Origin of the sequence: Amycolatopsis sp. VC5-11, from assembly GCF_037034185.1 — a bacterium.
GTDB lineage: Bacteria > Actinomycetota > Actinomycetes > Mycobacteriales > Pseudonocardiaceae > Amycolatopsis > Amycolatopsis nivea.
The window spans coordinates 177,208-194,313 of the sequence record NZ_JBAGKF010000015.1 but is presented as its reverse complement, the minus strand read 5'-3'; the positions used below and the strand labels follow the sequence as shown (position 1 = coordinate 194,313).

The window sequence follows — 17,106 nt, the reverse complement described above, 5'->3', positions numbered from 1 at the left end:
CCTCGCGTGAACTCCGGCACGTGGGTTGTTACGGGGACGTTTCCGGGGAGCCGGGGTGAAATGTCCGGTCAGGCAACCTCATGGTCGAATAGCGCCATGTCTTTGCCTGATCGGGTGATCGAAGCGCTGCGCTGTTCGGTGTGCGCGGAGCCGGTCTCGCTGACCGGCCGGACGCTGCGCTGCGAACGGCGGCATTCGTTCGATCTGGCCCGGCAGGGTTACGTCAATCTTCTCCACGCGCGCATCCCGGCGGGCACGGCCGACACCGCGCCGATGGTGGACGCGCGGGCGGCGTTTTTGTCTTCCGGGGCGTACGCGCCGCTCGCCGAGGCGGTCGCTGAGGTTGGTTCTGCTCCTGGATTGATCATCGACGCCGGGGCCGGGCCGGGCTATTACCTCTCGCGAGTACTGGACGCCGCGCCGGACGCGGTCGGGCTCGCATTGGACGTGTCGGCGATCGCGCTGCGACGGGCCGCGCGGGCGCATCCGCGGCTGGGCGCGGCGGTGTGGAACCTGTGGGAACCGTGGCCGGTGGGCGACGGGGTGGCGTCGGTGGTTCTGGACGTGTTCTCGCCGCGGAACGCCACGGAGTTCCACCGGGTGCTCGCGCCGGGCGGGAAGCTGGTGGTGGCGTCGCCGTTGCCGGGGCATCTCGCGGAGCTGGGCGATCTGGTGCTCGCCGTGGACGCGCGTAAGGAAGAACGGCTCGAGGCCTCGTTGGGCGGGTTGTTCGAGCGGGAGTCCGGGGTGGAGGTGGTCCGGACGCAGGAGTTCAGCGCGGCACAGGTGCGGGATGTAGTGGCGATGGGGCCCGCGGGCTTCCATCTGGACCGGGACGGACGGCGGGAGCGCCTCGATGCGGCGGCGGGTCGGGACGTGACGCTGGCGGTTTCGGTGAGCGTGTGGCGGAAGAGGGACGACGGGCCGTGAGCCGGGTGCGCGTGGCCGAGCTGAGCGACGTCGAGGCGATCTGCCGTTTCGGCGAGACGCACATCCCACCGCACTACACCCCGCTGATCGGCGAAGCGGCAGCCCAGCGCCAAGTCCGTCGGTGGTGGAACGAAGCGCATATCGGCGCCGCCGTGGCCGACGGGCGCGTTGTCGTCGCTGAAGCCGAGGCGCGCATCGTCGGCGTCGGACAGCGCGGACCCGACCACGTCGTCTACAAGCTCTACCTCGACCCGGAACACCGCGGCCACGGGTTGGGCCCACAACTGCTCGATGCCCTAACCAGCCACCTGCCAGAAGGCGTCGACCGGCTGCGCATCGAACACTTCGCCGCCAACGAGCGGGCCGCGGCTTTCTACGAACGGGAAGGATTCGCCGTCGAGCGGATCGAGCCGGACCCCGCTGGCGATCCGGCGCTCGCCGTGGTCTGGCGCGCCCGCCCGATCACTCTCCGGGAGGAATGGCCGCCACCGCCGCCGCTGGGTTAGCGTGGCCGTCGATGAGCGAACGTACCTGGGGCTTCCGCACCCGCGCCCTGCACGCCGGCGGCACTCCCGACCCTGCTACCGGGGCTCGTGCGGTGCCGATTTACCAGACGACCAGCTTCGTGTTCGAGGACGCGGCCGACGCGGCCAATCTGTTCGCGCTGCAGAAGTACGGGAACGTCTACAGCCGGATCGGCAACCCGACCGTCGCGGCGTTCGAAGAGCGCGTCGCGAGTCTCGAAGGGGCCATCGGCGGGGTCGCGACGGCCAGCGGGCAGGCGGCGGAGTTCCTCACCTTCTCGGCGCTCGCGGAGGCCGGCGACCACATCGTGTCCGCCGCCGGGTTGTACGGCGGGACGGTCACGCAGCTCACCGGGACGCTCGCGCGGTTCGGTGTCGAGACGACGTTCGTGCACGGTGACACCGAGGACTACGCCAAAGCGGTGACCGACCGCACGAAGCTGATCTACACCGAGGTGATCGGCAATCCGAGCGGCGCGATCGCGGACCTCGCCGGGCTGGCCGATCTCGCGCATTCGCACGGCATCCCGCTCGTGGTCGACGCGACGCTCGCCACGCCGTATCTCTGCCGCCCGATCGAGCACGGCGCGGACATCGTCCTGCACTCGGCCACGAAGTTCCTCGGCGGGCACGGCACGACGCTCGGCGGGGTCGTCGTCGAGGCCGGGACTTTCAACTGGGGCAACGGAAAGTTTCCTCGGATGACCGAGACCGTCGACAGTTACGGCGGGCTCAAGTACTGGGAGAACTTCGGCGAGTACGCGTTCTGCACGCGGCTGCGCGCGGAGCAACTGCGCGACATCGGCGCGGTGCTGTCGCCGCATTCCGCGTTTTTGCTGCTGCAAGGTGTCGAAACTCTGCCGCAGCGGATGGACGCGCATGTCGTCAACGCGCGGGCGATCGCGGAGTACCTGAACGCGGACCCGCGGGTCGCGTGGGTGTCTTACGCGGGGTTGCCTGATCACCCGGATCACGAGCGGGCGGCGCGGTATCTGCCGCAGGGGCCGGGCGCGGTGTTTTCGTTCGGGGTCAAGGGCGGACGCGCGGCGGGCGAGAAGTTCGTGGAGTCGGTGGAACTGTTGTCGCACTTGGCGAACGTCGGCGACGCGCGGACGTTGGTGATCCATCCGGCCTCGACGACGCACGCGCAACTGTCCGAGGACCAGCTCGCCGCGGCGGGCGTCGGCGCGGACCTGATCCGGCTGTCGGTCGGGCTGGAGGACGTCGAGGATCTGCTGTGGGACCTCGACCAGGCTCTCGACAAGGCGGTGAACGCGTGAGCTACGACGTCGGGGCGGTCGAACGGCGGCGTCTTCTCGGGCGCACGAAATCGGTGACGGTCGTGGGCGCGTCGGCGAATCCGGCGCGGCCGAGCTACTTCGTGGCGACGTATCTGCTGTCTTCGACGCGTTACGAGGTCAACTTCGTCAACCCGCGGCTCGACACGTTGCTGGGGCGGCCGGTGTATCCGTCGCTGGCGGACGTGCCGGGCGAACTGGATCTGGTGAGCGTGTTCCGCAAGCACGACGACCTCCCCGGGGTCGCCGAGGAGGTCATCGAGGCCGGCGCGCGGACGTTGTGGCTCCAGCTCGGCCTGTGGCACGAACCGGTGGCGGACCGCGCCCGCGAAGCCGGGCTGGACGTGGTGATGAACCGCTGCGTGAAGATCGAGCACGCGCGGTTCGCGGGCGGGCTGCATCTCGCGGGGTTCAACACCGGGGTGATCAGCTCACGGCGGCAAACCGCGCCCTGAACACGCTAGGTTCGGCGAGGTGAACCCGAACTGCCCGCACGGCTGGCCGCGGCCGGAAACCGAGATGACCTGCCTGGACGACCGGGAAGTCGTGTTCCGCGGCGACCAGGTCTCGGTGCGGTTCGGCGAACGGCACGCCGCCGGCCACCACCTGGACCGGCGGTTGTTCTTCGCCGTCCGCGTCCAGGCGCCGGGGCTCGACGCCCGGCTGGACCACGTCACCAACTACGTCACCGGCCGCGGCCTCGCCCGGTTCCTCGACGGGCTCGACTTCCGCGGCTGGGAAGGCGAGCGACGCTGGGTCAACGCCGACCGCGACCTGATCGTCTGCGCGACCCACCACTCCGGCGGCCGCGTCGAACTGGCCTGGACGCTGCGGCCGTGGCGGCATTCCGTCTACGGCGAATGGGAAGCCACCGTCACGACCACGATGGAGGCAGGCGCCGAGAAGGACGACCTCGCCGCCCAGCTGCACGATTTCCTTACTGCCGAAGGGTTTCCGGTCGAATACCGCGACGCCGAGTTCAGCTGACCGTCGCCACCAGGAACTCCTCCCCCGACGTCTCCAGCCCGTCCGACCGACCGGACAGATACCGCTTGTTCAGCTCGGCCGCGCTGACATGCCGGACGTCCTGGAAACCGCACTCCCGCGCGAAATTCAGCATCTCGTCCGGCGCGAAGAAGCTCACGAACGGCGTCCCCGCCGCCTTCGCGCCCTTCATCGCCGCTGCCCGGGCCGCCCGATCGGGTTCGTCCAGGTACTCCTCCGGCATCTGGAACGTCATCGCCACCACGGTGCCCGGCGCGAAACCGGCGAGCGCATGCAATGTCGCGGCGTTCGCCTCGCGAGTCAGGTACATGCTGACTCCCGTCGACGCCACCACGGCGGGCTTCTCCAGCTCGAAACCGTTGGCAGTCAAGCGTTCCGGCCACTGCTCGCCGGATTCGAAATCGACCGGCACGAACCGGTACGGGGCGGGCAGCCCGAGTTCGGCCAGCCGCGCGCGCTTCCACTCCTGCGTGCCCGGCTGGTCGATCTCGAACACCCGCACGCCCAGCTCCGCTTCCCGCTGCGCGAACGTGTCCAGCCCGGCGCCGAGCAGAACGTACTGCGAGACCCCGCGTTCGCGCACCAGATCTTCGACAAACCGGCTGCGCAACGCGATTCCCGCGCGGAACCGGCGGGTGAAGTCCAGGTCCATGTCCGGCCGGGAGCGCCAGTCCGGGCCGGGATCGGCCAACTGGAGCCCGATCTCGTCGGCCAGCGCGTGCGGCGGCGGATCGGCGAGCACGTGCAGCGCGCGCCACAACGCGACGCGCACCGCGGTGTGGTCCGGCTCGCTCACTTCGGGGCTCGCAGGGTCCAGATCCGGCCGTCCGGGTCCCGCACGGTCATCTCGCGCGTGCCGTAGTGAGTGTCTTCGAACGGGGTGACGACGTCGAGTTCCGCGTCGACCGACTCGTCCGGCACCGCCACCACGACGGCCGTGCGCGGCTCCTGGTTTTCCGGCACCTCGACGACGAACACCGGCGCGCCGTCGCCGTTCGAGAGCTGACCCGAGTTGTGGTCGGTCTCGAAATCGAGGCTGAACCCCACGCGCTGCAGGAACTTCGCGGTCTTGCCCCAGTTGTGCGTCTCCATGACGAACATCGTGATGCCGTCGCTCATGTCAGCCGTCCTCTCGTTGGTCGAGCGAGGTGTCGAGATAAGCCCGCAAGGCCGCGGTGACCAGCGCGGACAGTGACTGCTCGGTCTCGATCGCCCGGTACTTCACCTGCTTGATCAGCTCGACCGGCAGGTAGACGTTGAATTGTTTGACCTCTTCACCGGCCATTCTAGGATGCTAGCAATCTAGCCAGCGGCGGACAAGGCCCGCCCCGGCGCTCGTGAGAAGGTGGAGGCATGGCGAAACCCTCCGGGCTGCAGATCAGGAACATCATCGCCGCCGTCCTGATGGCTGCCGCGTTCGTGTTCAACCTGGTGACCGGCGGCCCATGGTGGGTCACCGCGATCGTCGGCGTCGCGGCCCTGCTGTCGTCCTTCTCCGCCTACCTGAACCGCCCCAGCGCCCGCGGCTGACCCGTCCGTCCCTTCCGGCCCGCACGCTCGGGCAGGAAGATCGTCTCGTTCAGCCTTCGTCCGCACGCACGTCGCCTCCGGTTCAGCCGCCGCTGCTCTACTCGGCGCGGCCCGATCGCGGCAGGCGAAGGAGTGTTGGTGGCAGGGAACGGCTTCACCGTCCACCCGGACGAATTGCACACATTCAGCGAGTACCTGGACAAGACCACCGTGCCGACGGTGAACGACTCCGCGAAGGCGGTGGACGACGCCAACGGCGGGGACATCGACGCGTTCGGCGTCGTGCTCGCGCAGGTGCTCGCGATTCCGGCGCGCATCGCACTGAAGGCCGTCTCCGACAATCTGCACGGCGTCGCGAAGGACGTGACCGACAGCGCGGACAAGACCCGCCAGGCCAGCGAGCAATACAGCAAGGGCGACCAGGACCTCGCGAAGGCGTTCGACAAGTTCAAGCCGGAGCAGGTGAAATGAGCGTCGTCGAGCCGATCACCGATTCGAACAACACCACCGGCGCGGGCGCCATCGACAGCTGGCACAGCGTCGTCTCGTCGATCCAGGAGATCCAGCACCTGCACGGCGCCGACGCGGCTGCGGTGGGCGTCGAGATCGGCGTTTCGATCGTCGGCGCGATCGCGGACACCGCGGCGCTCGTCCTCGACCCGTTCGGCAAACTGATCGCGGCCGGGCTCGGCTGGCTGATCGAGCACATCTCGTTCCTCAAAGAGGGCCTCGACAAGCTCGCCGGCGACCCCGCGGCGATCAAGAAAATGGCCGAAGAACTGCACAAGACGGCGCAGAACCTGCGCAACGCGGCGAAGGACCTCGACACCACGCTGCAGAAGACGGTCACCGACTGGCAGGGCGACGGCGCCGAGGCGTTCAAGAAGAACATCGGCGACCGGCGCGGCCAGATCGACAGCGCCGGACAGGCGGTCGACGTCGCCGGTTACGTCGTCGAGACGACGATGGCCCTGGTCACCGTGGTGCGCTCGCTGATCCGCGACCTGATCACGACGTTCCTCGGCGACGTCATCGCGACGATGCTGATCGCGCTCGCGATGGCGGCGTTCACGTTCGGCGCGTCGATCGTGGTCGGGGTCGGCAACGTGATCCGGTCGGGGATTTCGCTGGCGCTGACGATGGCGTCCAAGATCGCCCGGGTGGTCGGCCTGGGAGGGCGGACCGCGAGCCGGTTGGCGCAACTGGCGGAGAAGGTGAAACCCGGACGCGGCGGCGGCTCGCACGGCGGCGGGAACAACCACGAGATGACCGACCTGGGCGGCGGCCATGGCGGCGGGAGCGGTGGCGGCGGTGGCGGTCAGGGCGGGCAGGGTGGTCACGGCGGGAACAACACGCCGCATGACGACACGCCAGGCGGCAACAACCACCACGACGACACCCCCGGCGGAAACAACACCCCGCACGACGACACCCCCGGCAACAACACCCCGCACGACGACACGCCAGGCGGCAACAACCACCACGACGACACCCCCGGCGGAAACAACACCCCGCACGAAGAGCGGCCGAACAACCAGCCGCACGAGGACGATCCGTTCGACACCTGGCTGGCCGCGGATCAGCACTTCAACCCGCCGCCCAACCGCCCCCACGACAGTCCGGGCGGCAATCCGCACCACGAAGACACCCCGGGCGGGGGCGGCAACCACGAGAACACCCCGGGCGGCCACGACAACACCCCCGGCGGGAACAACCAGCACCACGACAACCCCGGTGGCAACAACACTCCGCACGATGAGACTCCCGGCGGGAACAATCACCACGAGGACAACCCGGGCGGGAACCAGAACCACGAGACCAACGGCGACCATCACGGCGACAACGCGGGCGGCGGCAACCAGCACAACGAGAACACCGGCGGCGACCACCACGGCGACAACGCAGGCGGCAACCACCAAGAAGGCAACGCAGGCGGGAACCACCAAGAAGGCAACGCAGGCGGCAATCACCAAGAGGGCAACCAAGGCGGCAATCACCAGGAAAACAACCAAGGCGGCGAGCACGGCAACACCCAGGGCAACGGAGGCGGATCCGGTCGTCCCCCAGGCCCGCAGTCGCCGCTCAAGCCTTACGAGTTCAGCTGGATGAAGAAGCACGAAAGCTGGCTCGAGAACATGTGCGACCTCCCCCAGGTTCAGAAGTACACCGGGGGCAAGAACGTCTGGAAGGACATCGTCAAGGCCCCGGACGAGTACTTCAAGACGCACCCGAAGCTCTACCCCTTCCTCAAGGGCCTGGCCGATGCCAAGAGCAGCAAGAACTTCGTGGGCTGGATCGGCAAGGACGCGATCAACTTCGACAAGGCGATCACCGACATCCACATGCAGGCCGAGGAAGCCTGGAAGACCTCCGACGAGGAGTGGCGCAAGGAGCACCCGGACCCGGCCGCCGAAGGAAGCACCGCGGAGTAACGAAAAAACCGTGCGGGTCGCCCGGAAGGAATTCCAGGGTGACCCGCACGGCTGTGACCGAGCCGAAAGGTCAGTCGGACGTCTCCGCGAACCGTGCCGTCATGGCTTCCCTGCCGCGTTTGCTCAGTTCGCCGAACAGGCGCAGCCGGGCGAGGCCGCCGTCGGGGTAGATGTCCAGGCGGACTTCCGTTACCTCGGGGCCGTCGTCCGCCAGGGCGAAGCGGTGCCGGGTGTCGGGCTGCAACCTGGTGCGCGGCAACAGTTCCACCCACTCGCCCTCGTCCAGGCGGCCGCTCACCGAGGCCCAGCCGGGGGCGTTTCCCTTGAGGTTGCTGGTGTCCAGTTCCACGAACCGGACCAAGCCCGCGCCCGCCAGGGAGACCGTCGCCCAGTCGTTGCCGTCGTCGCGGCGGCGGGCGGTTTCCCAGCCCTCCGCCTGGTGCGCGGCGAGGCCCGGCGACAGCATGTTGTTCGGCGACGAATAGAACATGTCGCTGCACCCGGTGACGACCGCGCCGTTCTCCAGCGCCGCCAAGTCCAGGGAGCGCGGGTCGAGCAGCGAAGGGTCGGGAACCGGCGAACCGTGTACGCGCAGTCGGGCGACGCCGCCGTCGGGGTGCTGGGTGAGGCGCACGTGGGTGTAGCGCCGCGGGGACGTCACCTTGTAGTAGTTCTCCGAGTCGCCGACCGCCGGTTCGTGGTCGACCAGGACGTCCCAGTCGGCGTCCTGCAGTTCGGCCGCGCTCGGGTAGCCGGGGACGGACGTCGCCGCCACGGACACGAACGGCGGGTAGTTGCCCTTGAAGAACGCCGTGTCCACCACCACGCCGGACACCACGCCGCCGAGGCCGAGGCGGATCAGGGCGTGGTCGTCGCCGGGTTCGCGGTGCCGCCGGGTCTCCCAGCCGTCGTACACCTGGCCTTTCGGGCCGAACGTTTCGGCGCGGTGCGCCGGCCGCCACGGGTTGACCAGGTTTTCCTTCTCGGCGAACAGTTCGTCGCTCGCCCACATCACGGTGCCCCCGAACAGGCGCGAGGCCAGATCGGGCTGGGTAGTCCACTCCGGACGGTCGGACACGTGCTCCTCCATCTCTTCAGCAATTGCCCCGGGTCAGCAGAGTCCCCCTCGGTTCGCCGCCGGTCACCGGCTCGCCGCGCAGCCACGTGCCGCGCACGACGCCGGCCAGCGGACGCTGGTCGTACGCGCTCACCGGGTTGCGGTGCTTGAGCTTCGCGACGTCCACGACGAAAGCTTCGTCTGGTGCGAAGACGCAGAAATCGGCGTCGCAGCCCACTTCCAGCTTGCCCTTGCGCGTCATCCCGACCTGCGCGGCCGGTCGCTCGGCCATCCACCGCACGACATCGACCAGACCGAAGCCGCGCTGGCGGGCCTGCGTCCAGATCGCGGGCAGACCGAGCTGCAGGCTGGAAATACCGCCCCAGGCAAGACCGAAATCGCCGGTGTCGAAGCGTTTCAGCTCCGGCGTGCACGGCGAATGGTCGCTGACGATCGTGTCGATCACGCCGTCCGCCAAACCCTGCCACAGCAATTCCCGGTTCGCCGCCTCGCGGATCGGCGGGCAGCACTTGAATTGCGTTGCCCCGTCCCGGATTTCCTCCGCGACGAACGACACATAGTGCGGACAGGTTTCCACCGACAGCGCGACACCCTCGCGGCGGGCACTGGCAATCAGCGGCAGAGCGTCCGAAGAGGACAGATGCAGGATGTGCGCGCGGGCGCCGGTGCGCCGCGCCGCTTCGATCACGTGCGTGATGGCCAGGTTTTCCGCGCCGCGCGGGCGGGAACCGAGGAAGTCGTGGTACTTCTCGCCGTGCGGGTCGGGAGCGGCGTCGATCGCGTCGGAATCCTCCGCGTGCACGATCATCTGCGCGTCGAACGATTTCAGCTCGCGCAGCGCGGATTCCAGGCCGTCCGCGTCCAGGGGCGGGAACTCGTCGACGCCGGAGTGCAGCAGGAAGCACTTGAAACCGAAGACGCCTTCGTCGTGCAGCCCGCGCAAATCGCCTTCGTTGCCCGGAATCGCGCCGCCCCAGAACCCGACGTCCACGTGCACGCGACCGCTCGCCGCCTTGCGCTTGACCTCGAGCGCGGCCACGTCGACCGTCGGCGGCAGGCTGTTGAGCGGCATGTCCACGATCGTGGTGACACCGCCGGCGGCGGCCGCGCGCGTCGCGGTCTCGAAACCCTCCCACTCGGCCCGGCCGGGATCGTTGACGTGCACGTGGGTGTCCACGAGACCGGGCAGCAGCACCTCGTCTTCGGCCAGCTCGACGAGCCGCGTGCCCGGCATCTCGACAACGCCGGGTTCCGCGGCGACAATCCGGCCGTCCCGCACGCCGATCGTCGCCGGCCCGAGACCGGCGGGGGTCACCGCACGCGCGGCCCGCACCACGAGGTCCATCGACGGTCTCCTCCAGTTCCACGTTACGGAAAGACTCTTTCGCTCACCGAGATTAGACACGTCCTTCCCGGCTCGTCAACGCCGTCCCTCCCACGTTACGGTCACCAGGTGGAGTTGGAAGCCGAGTTCACCAGCGAGCCGTTTCGCGGCGAGGGCGCACCGCCGGAGCACGCCGTCCGCGCCCGCGACGCCGCCGACGCGGCCGGGCTCGACACCGACTTCGGCCCCCTCGGCACCCTGGCCCGCGGCACCGCCGACGAGCTGTTCGCCGCGTTGCCCTCGATCGCCCGCGCCGCCCTCGAAGGCGGGGCCACCCGGGTGACGCTGCAACTGCGCCGAACCGACGACTCCGACACCGTTCCCGCGGTCGAACTCAACAGCGCGCTGTCGCGATTGATCTCCGACGTGGAACGCGAACTCGGCTCGAAACTCCGCGATCTCGACCGCCCGGAAAAGCAGCGCGCGGTCCGCCTCCTGCGCGAGCGAGGGGCCTTCAACCTGCGGAAATCGGTTTCGGCGGTCGCCGAGGAACTGGGCGTCACGCGGTTCACGGTCTACAACTACCTCAACCGGGAAGCCGACTGAGCCGCGATTCAACAAAGTGTTGACGCACGCTCGACCCGGCCGTACGGTCAGCGGAACACCACCTCCCCGGAGGAGATTCCGTTGCCGCTCGCACTCGCCGAGTTCAACTCCGCATCAGCCGCCGAACTCCGGCCGACGCTCACCGCCTGCCTGGCCGTGCCGCGCTGGGTCGACACCGTGCTCGACGGCCGTCCGTACGCCGATTTCGCCGCGCTGAGCAAGAGCGCGGACAGCGCGACCCCGTTGCGCCGCAACGAGATCCGCGACGCGATCGCCGCGCACCCGAGGATCGGCGAACGCCCGACCAGCAAGGGCAGCGACGCCGACTGGTCGCGTTCGGAGCAGTCCGGCGTGGACAACGCGGACGAATTCGCCGCCGCCAACGCCGAGTACGAAGCCCGTTTCGGCCACGTCTTCCTGGTGTGCGCGAGCGGGCGCAGCGGCGAGGAGCTGCTCGCGAACCTGCGCTCCCGGCTCGGCAACGACCCGGACACCGAACTCGACGTCGCCGGCGCGGAGCTGGCCAAGATCGCGCAACTGCGCCTCGCGAAAGCGGTAACGGCATGAGCCTTGTGACCACGCACGTCCTCGACACCGCCACGGGCAAGCCTGCCGCCGGGATCGCCGTGCGCTTCGAGCGCCAGGACGGCTCGCTCGTCGCCGAAGGCAAGACCGACGACGACGGCCGCATCCGCGACCTCGGCCCGGACACGCTCAACCCCGGGGTGTACCGGCTGATCTTCGACACCGGGAGCTACCTCGGCCCGGAAGCGTTCTTCCCCGACGTCACGATCGCTTTCCGGATCGTCGACGGCACGTCGCACCACCACGTGCCGGTGCTGCTGAGCCCGTTCGCCTATTCCACCTATCGCGGGAGCTGACATGGGAATCTCGTTGGGCCCCAACCAGTACGGCAAGGCCGAGGTCCGCCTCGTCACCGTCCGGCGCGCCGGCGGCGTGCACCACCTGCGCGACCTCACGGTGTCCTCTGCCCTGCGCGGCGACCTGTCGGCCACGCACCTCACCGGCGACAACTCCGCCGTGCTGGCCACCGATACGCAGAAGAACACGGTGTACGCGTTCGCCAAGCAGCAGGACGTCGGCGAGATCGAGGACTTCGCGCTGCGGCTCGGCCAGCACTTCGTCGGCACGCAGGAAAAGATCACCGGTGCGCGGATTTCTGTCGAAGAGCAGGAATGGGACCGCATCACCGTGGACGGCGCGCCGCACGACCATTCGTTCAGCAGCTCCGGCGGCGAACGCCGCACCACGACCGTCACCGTGCACGCCGACCGCGCCTGGGTGGTGTCCGGAGTGGACGGTCTGGTGGTGCTCAAGTCCACCGGGTCCGAATTCCACGGATACCCGAAGGACGAATACACCACGCTCGTCGAAACCGACGACCGCATTCTCGCCACCGCCGTCACCGCGCGCTGGCGCTACGAGGGATTCACCGGGATCGACTGGGCCAAGAGCCATCGGGAGATCCGGCGGACGCTCCTGGAGACGTTCGCCACCAAGCACAGTCTTTCGCTGCAGCAGACCCTGTACGCGATGGGCGAAGCCGTGCTGCGGGCACGGCCGGAAGTAGCCGAGATCCGGTTCTCCCTGCCCAACAAGCATCACTTCCTCGTCGATCTAAGCCCCTTCGGCCTCGAGAACCACAACGAGGTGTTCTACGCCGCCGACCGCCCGTACGGCCTCATCGAAGGCACGGTGGTCCGCGACGAAGCCGAAGAGCCCGGCCCGGCCTGGACCGACGCCGTGCTCTAGCCCCGAGTCCCCTCCGGGAGAGCGCATGTCAGTTGCACAGGAACGACCTTCTCGGCACCCCGTGGACGCGGCGCCTCCGCTGCCGCAGTTGATCCTCGGCGGAATCCAGCACGTAGCGGCCATGTACGCCGGAGTGGTGGCACCACCGCTCGTCATCGGCGCGGCCGTAGGCCTCTCCCCCGGCCAGCTCGCCTTGCTGATCAGCGCGGCGTTGTTCACCGCGGGGCTGGCCACTCTCTTGCAGACCCTCGGCTTCTGGCGTTTCGGCGCGAGACTGCCGCTGGTCAACGGCGTCACTTTCGCCGCTGTCGCACCCATCCTGTCCATCGCGGCGCAGCATCGCGACGGCAACGCACTGGGCGTCGTCTACGGCGCCACGCTCGTCGGCGGCGTGTTCGTAGTGTTCGCCGCACCGTTTTTCTCCAAGCTGACGCGGTTTTTCCCGCCGGTGGTGACGGGGACGGTCATCACGCTCATCGGGATCTCGCTGCTGCCGGTCGCCGTGCAGTGGATCGCTGCACAGCACAAATCGGCCAAGCCCAGCGGGCTCCTGCTGGCCGGGATCACGCTGGTCGCGGTGCTGGTGTTCACCCGGTTCCTGACCGGGTTCTGGAGCCGGATCGCGCTGCTGCTCGGCCTGGTCGCCGGTACTGCGGTGGCGTGGCCGATGGGCCAGGTCGACACCTCGACGCTGAAGCAGGCCCCGGTGTTCGGCATCGTGACGCCGTTCCATTTCGGCACGCCGGCGTTCGACATCGCGGCGATCGTCTCGATGCTCATCGTGATGCTGGTGATCATGGCGGAAAGCACCGCTGACCTGCTGGCACTCGGCGAGATCGTGGACCGGCCGACCACCAGCCGCGTCCTGGCCGACGGCCTGCGCGCGGACGGGCTCTCCACCGCCCTCGGCACGATCTTCGGCGGATTCGCCTGCACGGCGTTCGCGCAGAACATCGGCCTCGTGTCGCTCACCCGCATGGTCAGCCGGTACGTGGTCGCGGCCAGCGGCGTCGTGCTCGTGCTGCTGGGCGTGTTCCCGGTGACCGGCGGGATCGTCGCGCTGGTGCCGCAGCCGGTGCTCGGCGGGGCCGGGCTGGTGCTGTTCGGCAGCGTCGCGGTGAGCGGCGTCCGGACGCTCGCGAAGGCGTCGTTCGAGCATCCGATCAACGCCGCGATCGTCGCCGCGTCGCTCGGGGTCGGGCTCATCCCGATCGCCATGCCGGACTTCTACTCCGGGTTCCCGGCGGCGCTGCAGGTCGTGCTCAACTCCGGGATCAGCGCGGGCTGCGTGACCGCGGTGGTGCTCAACCTGGTGCTCCGGCCGCGCTTGATAGAACGCTCTACCGTCCAGGAGCTATCCTCGGTGTCGTGACTGGCACCAAGGACCGGATCCTCGCCGCCGGGGCGGAACTGTTCCGGCAAGGCGGGTACGCGGGCACCGGCATGAAGCAGATTGTCGAAAAGGCCGGCGCGCCCTTCGGGTCGGTGTACCACTTCTTCCCCGGCGGCAAGGAGCAGCTGGGCGAAGAAGTGGTACGCACCTCGGGGATGCAGTACGCGCAGCTGTTCGAGGTTTTCATCGGGCCCGCGCCGGACCTGATCACCGGTCTCGAAAGCTTCTTCGCGGGCGCGGTCACCACGCTGCTCGACACGGACTACGTCGAGGGCTGCCCGATCGCGACCGTCGCGCTCGAAGTGGCGACCACGAACGAACCCTTGCGCAAGGCCACCGCGGACGTGTTCGAGGCATGGACCCAAGCGGGCACCAAGGGGTTCTCCGCGTTCGGGCTTCCCGAGGAGCACGCCCGCACGCTCACGCTCGCGTTGGTGACCAGCCTGGAAGGCGCGTTCGTGTTGTGCCGCTCCATGCGGACGACTGAACCGATGGCGGTCGCGGGCGCGGCGGTGGTCGACGTAGCGCGACGGCTCCTGACCGAACTGGGTGACGACGGGAAACGCCGTCCCTCCGGCGGCTAAGCTGGAACCAGCGTCCGGGTCCGCAGGAGGTGGCCGGTGTTCGGTCTCAGCATCGACCACATCGTGATTTTGCTGCTCGCCGGGTTGTTCATCCTCGGCCCGGAGCGGCTGCCCGAGGCGGCGCACTGGGTCGCGCAGGCCCTGAAACGCGCGCGCGGGTTCGCCGCGGGCACCAAGGCCCAGCTCGAGGCGGAACTCGGCCCGGAGTATCAGGAGCTGCGGAAACCGTTGCAGGAACTGCAGTCCCTGCGGATGGGCAACCCCCGGGCGGCCGTGACGAGGTATCTGTTCGACGACACTCCCCCGGCCGCGACGCCGCCGCCGGTCCCGCCGGTTCCGGCTCCGGTTCCGTTGCGGGCGAACGAGCGGCCGCCGGTCGATCCCGACGCCACCTGATCATTCGGCCGCGCGCCACGCCCATCCGGCGAGCACGAGCAGTTCGACGAGTTCCAGCACGGCCATCAGCCGTTCCACGAGCCCGGTCGCGACGGTCGGCAGATGCTGCCCGAATGCGACATTGGCCGCGAACGGAATGAGAAACGGCAGAAAGAACGGCACGGCCGCCAACCCCAGAATACGCGACCAGCGCGCATAACCCCGCCAATCCGGCGAATTCCGGTGTGCCCGGCCGAGCAGCCATCCGGCCAACGGCAAACTCACACAACTGATCCCGGTCGCGCCGAGGTGCACTTTGCCGACCCACGACACCGCATTTCCCTGCGGGTCCTTCGTGAACAACGCGACCGCCGCGAGCCCGGCGCACCAGGCGGCCATCGCGACGACCGTCAGCGCTCCGCACAGCAGCCCGCGGCGGCGCAGGACCACGGCCACCACGACCGAACCGGCCGACGTCAGCAGCATCGCCGCCGCCCACATCCACCAGCCAGGAGTCCAGGCGTAGTCGCTGAGCATCGCGCTGACCGGGTCGATCGGGCCCCAGTAGCGGTCGACGTGCAGCACCACCAGGAACGCCGCGGCGAGCAGCACCGCGACCACCGCCGCGCCGAGCGCGCGTTTCGTCGCTTTCGCCGACGGGGCCGACACCAGCACCGGAGTCAGTTCTGTCGTCACCGCTGGTTCTCCGCTCGCCCGCCCGCTTTCCCGAAAGCATATCCCGACCGCGGTCCCGTCGCTTTCGGACAGTCCGCCCGAATTGCCGCGCATTCTCAGCGTCCTGCCAGAAATCGCGACTACCCTCGCGGCGGTTCACTGATTTCTACCGACGGGAAATCCATGCCTGCCGCGCGCGGTACGGAATTGCGGCTGCTTCTGTTCGCGTTGGCGATCGTCTGGTGCGCGTTCCTGCTCGTGGACGCGAACGCCTTGGCGCGGCTCAGCTTCTCCGTCGTCGGCTACGGCGCGTCGTTCACCGCGGTGGTCGCGGCGGCGCACCTCGCGGTCCGGCGCTGGGCCCCGCACGCGGACCCGCTGATCCTGCCGTGCACCGTGCTGCTCAACGGGCTGGGACTGGTGGTGATCCACCGGATCGACCTCGGGCTCGCCGAACAGGCGGTGCAGCGGGGCAAGACGTACTCGGCCGTCGCCGGGCAGCAGGTGCTGTGGACCGTCGTGGCGCTGGCGTTGTTCCTGGCAGTGCTCGGTTTCGTTCGCGACCACCGCGTGCTGGCCCGGTACGGCTACCTCGCCGGGCTGGCCGGGATCGTCGCGGTGCTCCTGCCCGCGCTGCTGCCGTCGTCGCTGTCGGAGGCCAACGGCGCGAAGGTGTGGATCAGAATCGGCCCGCTGTCGCTCCAGCCGGGCGAGTTCGCGAAGCTGCTGCTGATCGTGTTCGCCGCGACGACGCTGGTCGCGAAACGGGAGCTGTTCCGGGTCGCCGGGCGCAAGGTGCTCGGCGTCGAACTGCCGCGGGCGCGCGACCTCGGGCCGATCGTGCTCGCCGCGCTCGGCTGTGTGGCGGTGCTGGCGTTCGAGAAGGAACTCGGCGCCTCGCTGCTGTTCTTCGGGATCGTGCTGGTGATGATCTATCTCGCGACCGAGCGGGCGGTCTGGGTGTATGCCGGGCTGACTGTGTTCGCGGGCGGCTGCGTGCTGGCGTACTTCCTGTTCAACCACGTGCGGCAGCGGGTCGCGAACTGGATCGACCCGCTCGCGACGTACGACCAGGCCGGCGGCGGGTACCAGATCGCGCAGGGCCTGTTCGGCCTCAGCACCGGCGGCATGGGCGGAACCGGCCTCGGCGCGGGCAGGCCGGACATCGTGCCCGAGGCGAACACCGACTTCATCACCGCCAGCATCGGCGAGGAACTGGGTTTCCTCGGGCTGGCCGCGGTGCTGATGCTGTACCTGCTGATCGCCCTGCGCGGAATGCGCCACGCGCTCGCCGTCCGCGACAGCTTCGGCAAACTCCTCGGCGGCGGCTTGGCGTTCACCGTGGTGATGCAGATCTTCGTAGTCGTGGGCGGGGTGACGAAGCTGATCCCGGAAACCGGCATCACCGCACCGTTCCTGTCGAAAGGCGGTTCGTCACTGCTCGCAAACTACATCCTGGTCGCGCTGCTGCTGCGGATCTCAGACGCAGCCCGCCAGCCGAGCACGACGGAACCAGTGCAGGCGGTGCGGGCCCCACTGGCGGAGGCGGGGACGGTGCTGGTCAAACGACCTCGGTGAG

The 17,106-nt window shown here is 68.9% G+C and carries 22 protein-coding genes; 16 read left to right on the top strand and 6 right to left on the bottom strand.

The genetic code is table 11. The features are described 5' to 3' along the window. Nucleotides 1-96: 96 nt before the first annotated feature. Genes WA670_RS34005 through WA670_RS33985 form a run of 5 tightly spaced genes read left to right on the top strand, consistent with a single transcriptional unit; the run spans nucleotide 97 to nucleotide 3,739 of the window. Nucleotides 97-930, top strand: coding sequence for a putative RNA methyltransferase (locus WA670_RS34005; protein WP_336160296.1), 834 nt, complete (start codon nucleotides 97-99; stop codon nucleotides 928-930). After that, entirely contained in the window at nucleotides 927-1,436 is a 510-nt protein-coding gene (locus WA670_RS34000; protein ID WP_238607824.1) for a GNAT family N-acetyltransferase, read from the top strand. Before WA670_RS34005 ends, WA670_RS34000 begins: the two co-directional genes overlap by 4 nt. 11 nt (nucleotides 1,437-1,447) lie before the next feature. Beyond that, nucleotides 1,448-2,734 carry an O-acetylhomoserine aminocarboxypropyltransferase/cysteine synthase family protein gene (locus tag WA670_RS33995; protein ID WP_134733153.1) on the top strand — a complete coding sequence of 429 codons (1,287 nt, stop codon included), beginning with the start codon at nucleotides 1,448-1,450 and terminating at the stop codon, nucleotides 2,732-2,734. Then, nucleotides 2,731-3,207 carry a CoA-binding protein gene (locus WA670_RS33990; RefSeq protein WP_037810257.1) on the top strand — a complete coding sequence of 159 codons (477 nt, stop codon included), beginning with the start codon at nucleotides 2,731-2,733 and terminating at the stop codon, nucleotides 3,205-3,207. The genes WA670_RS33995 and WA670_RS33990 overlap by 4 nt, the downstream gene beginning before the upstream one ends. 19 nt (nucleotides 3,208-3,226) lie before the next feature. Next, the gene (locus tag WA670_RS33985; protein WP_336160293.1) at nucleotides 3,227-3,739 is read left to right on the top strand and encodes a DUF6228 family protein; all 513 of its coding nucleotides are present in this window, start codon (nucleotides 3,227-3,229) and stop codon (nucleotides 3,737-3,739) included. On the opposite strand, the gene WA670_RS33980 is transcribed toward WA670_RS33985, so the two are convergent. From WA670_RS33980 to WA670_RS33970, 3 genes are read right to left on the bottom strand one after another with little or no spacing between them, the layout of a single operon-like run. After that, the gene (locus WA670_RS33980) at nucleotides 3,732-4,553 is read right to left on the bottom strand and encodes a class I SAM-dependent methyltransferase (protein WP_336160291.1); all 822 of its coding nucleotides are present in this window, start codon (nucleotides 4,551-4,553) and stop codon (nucleotides 3,732-3,734) included. The two genes, WA670_RS33985 and WA670_RS33980, sit on opposite strands and share 8 nt — an antisense overlap. After that, nucleotides 4,550-4,876 (bottom strand): glyoxalase, encoded by a 327-nt coding sequence (locus WA670_RS33975; protein WP_037810255.1) that lies wholly within the window; start codon nucleotides 4,874-4,876, stop codon nucleotides 4,550-4,552. The genes WA670_RS33980 and WA670_RS33975 overlap by 4 nt, the downstream gene beginning before the upstream one ends. 1 nt (nucleotide 4,877) lies before the next feature. After that, entirely contained in the window at nucleotides 4,878-5,042 is a 165-nt protein-coding gene (locus WA670_RS33970) for a ribbon-helix-helix protein, CopG family (RefSeq protein ID WP_336160288.1), read from the bottom strand. Nucleotides 5,043-5,110: 68 nt separating this feature from the next. Here WA670_RS33970 and WA670_RS33965 point away from each other — a divergent pair, with 68 nt between their 5' ends. From WA670_RS33965 to WA670_RS33955, 3 genes are all read left to right on the top strand, one after another. Continuing rightward, nucleotides 5,111-5,287 carry a hypothetical protein gene (locus tag WA670_RS33965; protein WP_167441866.1) on the top strand — a complete coding sequence of 59 codons (177 nt, stop codon included), beginning with the start codon at nucleotides 5,111-5,113 and terminating at the stop codon, nucleotides 5,285-5,287. A 138-nt stretch (nucleotides 5,288-5,425) separates the two neighbouring features. Beyond that, the gene (locus WA670_RS33960; protein ID WP_051171583.1) at nucleotides 5,426-5,758 is read left to right on the top strand and encodes a type VII secretion target; all 333 of its coding nucleotides are present in this window, start codon (nucleotides 5,426-5,428) and stop codon (nucleotides 5,756-5,758) included. After that, entirely contained in the window at nucleotides 5,755-7,719 is a 1,965-nt protein-coding gene (locus WA670_RS33955) for a hypothetical protein (protein ID WP_336160284.1), read from the top strand. Before WA670_RS33960 ends, WA670_RS33955 begins: the two co-directional genes overlap by 4 nt. 70 nt (nucleotides 7,720-7,789) lie before the next feature. On the opposite strand, the gene alc is transcribed toward WA670_RS33955, so the two are convergent. Then, nucleotides 7,790-8,809 (bottom strand): allantoicase, encoded by a 1,020-nt coding sequence (alc, locus tag WA670_RS33950; RefSeq protein WP_037810253.1) that lies wholly within the window; start codon nucleotides 8,807-8,809, stop codon nucleotides 7,790-7,792. Between the two features lie 4 nt (nucleotides 8,810-8,813). After that, nucleotides 8,814-10,142 carry an allantoinase AllB gene (gene allB / locus WA670_RS33945; protein ID WP_134733145.1) on the bottom strand — a complete coding sequence of 443 codons (1,329 nt, stop codon included), beginning with the start codon at nucleotides 10,140-10,142 and terminating at the stop codon, nucleotides 8,814-8,816. A 108-nt stretch (nucleotides 10,143-10,250) separates the two neighbouring features. Here allB and WA670_RS33940 point away from each other — a divergent pair, with 108 nt between their 5' ends. The 7 genes from WA670_RS33940 (at nucleotide 10,251) to WA670_RS33910 (ending at nucleotide 14,873) form a co-directional block, all read left to right on the top strand. Next, nucleotides 10,251-10,727 (top strand): helix-turn-helix domain-containing protein, encoded by a 477-nt coding sequence (locus WA670_RS33940; protein WP_043833120.1) that lies wholly within the window; start codon nucleotides 10,251-10,253, stop codon nucleotides 10,725-10,727. 81 nt (nucleotides 10,728-10,808) lie between these two features. Beyond that, nucleotides 10,809-11,294: a 2-oxo-4-hydroxy-4-carboxy-5-ureidoimidazoline decarboxylase gene (gene uraD / locus WA670_RS33935; protein WP_037810249.1), complete on the top strand. Its 486-nt coding sequence runs from the start codon at nucleotides 10,809-10,811 to the stop codon at nucleotides 11,292-11,294. Further along, complete coding sequence (uraH, locus tag WA670_RS33930; protein ID WP_134733143.1) at nucleotides 11,291-11,608, top strand: hydroxyisourate hydrolase; 318 nt, start codon at nucleotides 11,291-11,293, stop codon at nucleotides 11,606-11,608. The genes uraD and uraH overlap by 4 nt, the downstream gene beginning before the upstream one ends. A 1-nt stretch (nucleotide 11,609) precedes the next feature. After that, complete coding sequence (pucL, locus tag WA670_RS33925) at nucleotides 11,610-12,500, top strand: factor-independent urate hydroxylase (RefSeq protein WP_037810247.1); 891 nt, start codon at nucleotides 11,610-11,612, stop codon at nucleotides 12,498-12,500. Between the two features lie 25 nt (nucleotides 12,501-12,525). Next, the gene (locus tag WA670_RS33920; protein ID WP_336160281.1) at nucleotides 12,526-13,872 is read left to right on the top strand and encodes a nucleobase:cation symporter-2 family protein; all 1,347 of its coding nucleotides are present in this window, start codon (nucleotides 12,526-12,528) and stop codon (nucleotides 13,870-13,872) included. Further along, nucleotides 13,869-14,477, top strand: coding sequence for a TetR/AcrR family transcriptional regulator (locus WA670_RS33915; RefSeq protein ID WP_134733139.1), 609 nt, complete (start codon nucleotides 13,869-13,871; stop codon nucleotides 14,475-14,477). Before WA670_RS33920 ends, WA670_RS33915 begins: the two co-directional genes overlap by 4 nt. A 36-nt stretch (nucleotides 14,478-14,513) precedes the next feature. Next, the gene (locus tag WA670_RS33910; protein WP_037810243.1) at nucleotides 14,514-14,873 is read left to right on the top strand and encodes a Sec-independent protein translocase subunit TatB; all 360 of its coding nucleotides are present in this window, start codon (nucleotides 14,514-14,516) and stop codon (nucleotides 14,871-14,873) included. Here the strand turns inward: WA670_RS33910 and WA670_RS33905 are convergent, their stop codons facing one another. After that, nucleotides 14,874-15,548: a DUF998 domain-containing protein gene (locus tag WA670_RS33905; protein WP_167754355.1), complete on the bottom strand. Its 675-nt coding sequence runs from the start codon at nucleotides 15,546-15,548 to the stop codon at nucleotides 14,874-14,876. A 162-nt stretch (nucleotides 15,549-15,710) separates the two neighbouring features. Here WA670_RS33905 and WA670_RS33900 point away from each other — a divergent pair, with 162 nt between their 5' ends. Further along, nucleotides 15,711-17,105, top strand: a complete 1,395-nt coding sequence (locus WA670_RS33900; RefSeq protein ID WP_336160278.1) for an FtsW/RodA/SpoVE family cell cycle protein — start codon at nucleotides 15,711-15,713, stop codon at nucleotides 17,103-17,105. Nucleotide 17,106 lies beyond the last annotated feature (1 nt).